This window comes from Microcoleus sp. B9-D4, assembly GCF_036705105.1.
GTDB lineage: Bacteria > Cyanobacteriota > Cyanobacteriia > Cyanobacteriales > Microcoleaceae > Microcoleus.
This window is the reverse complement of sequence record NZ_JAUBTS010000166.1, coordinates 1-1,662: the sequence shown is the minus strand read 5'-3', so window position 1 is coordinate 1,662 and position 1,662 is coordinate 1. Positions and strand designations below refer to the sequence as shown.

The following is a 1,662-nucleotide window of genomic DNA, read 5'->3' as shown; positions in this document are numbered from 1 at the left end:
TAGGGCTTGCTGAAAAAGTTAGAAAACAGCATTTAGAAAGATGAGTGAATTCGAGTTCTCCTCGGCAATATAAGTTTTGTCAATTTTGTTCTGGCGAAACATAGCTTTTACCAATGATTGAAGCCAAAAAACATGAAAAAAGGTTTTTGTTATGAAATAGACCGAAAAAAAGCCAAAAAGCCTGCCGTAGCAGGGCAGAAAGATTCATCACCAGAAAAGTTATTGCGATGCTTGTTTCAGAAGTATTATCAAGTTTAGCCATCACTCTACCGAGGCTAAATCTTCTTTTAGCTTCTCCAAATTTCCCTTCAATTAAGTTACGAATTCTCTCGTCTGATTGAGCTTGTTTTTTCATTGCTTTGCTCAGATTTTTGGGAGGTCTTCCTAGACAGACACCACTCATTCTTATGCCGAGTTCTTTGCACCAAGCTCTATTTTCTTGTGTTCGATATATCCGATCGACATGAATTGATTCAGGGTAAAATCCGGTGAATCGTTTAAATGCTTCTACTTGTATTTTTAAGTCTCCTGATTCGTTGAAATTATCCCAACTAATTCGGTCTAAAAATACGTACCCATTTCGACAACTGGCTGACAGTTTTGCCCCAAATTCAACGGATTTCCCAGCTTTCCCTCTCACTATAGGGCGGATATGTGGTTGCTTTAAACTTACTATTCTGTCGGGAATACTATGTTCTTTCTTTTCATACATTGACAACTGTTGACGGTAGACTTCTGCAACTACTAACAGCATTCTATAATGAGATTTGGTTAATAACTGTAGATCGCCCATTCGCTCTATATTATCCAAATTTCTTTGGATGTATTGCAGTTGTTTTTTAATTGCTTTTCTTCTTTCTTTTCGTCGTGGCTTTCGCTGTTTTGCTATGGTTAGGTATTCTTTCCTGGCTCGGTTTCGATAAGTTATCGGTTTTTTTTTACGGGTGACTTAATTTGATTGTGCAGAGCATCTATGATTTTTTCAGTATGTTCTCTTGCTTGATTTAATAGTCCTAAGTCGGTCGGATATTTAATGTCGGCTGGCGTACAGGTTGCATCTAATATTAATTTTCCTTGATTTTTGGGTTCACTTATTGCTGATGACTCTTTTTCGACGAGAACTCCTAGCACTTCGGTCTGCTCTTTGACCATTTTTTCGTTGATTTTATTGACTAGGTTGACACCTATTCTCTCCCTAAAATGAACGAACATGGATGAATCAAATGGTGCGGCATCACTATAGGTTGTCATGCCTATAAAGTATTGTAGGTATGGGTTTTCTCTTATTTGTTCAAGCGTTTCTTTGTCGCTGGATCAAGGCCTTTCTTTAATTATTAATGCCCCCAATGCCATCCTAAATGATTTGGCAGGCGCTCCTGTAGATACTGTAAAATGTTCGGCATATTCATCTTCAAATTCTGACCACGGAATTATTTTTGCCATGATTACCCAACGATTATTCTCTGATAATTGCCCCTGTCCGTGAAGATCAAAGTTGGAAGGTGGGGTTGGGGCCCTAGTCAACTTTTCGGTACATGAACGAAAGTGCTGCTGTGCATGGCTTTTGACTAATTTTAGCTCATAGTCTTACACATTGTCAACGCCGAACGCGAGTCAAAGTCTTTTGAGGTAAGGGTTTTAGGCTTATTCAGCAAGCCCTAA

The 1,662-nt window shown here is 38.7% G+C and carries 1 pseudogene; it reads right to left on the bottom strand.

Going from position 1 to position 1,662, the window contains the following annotated elements:
• Nucleotides 1–79: 79 nt before the first annotated feature.
• Nucleotides 80–1,524, bottom strand: a pseudogene (locus QUB24_RS33365) (IS5 family transposase).
• Between the last annotated feature and the right edge of the window lie 138 nt (nt 1,525–1,662).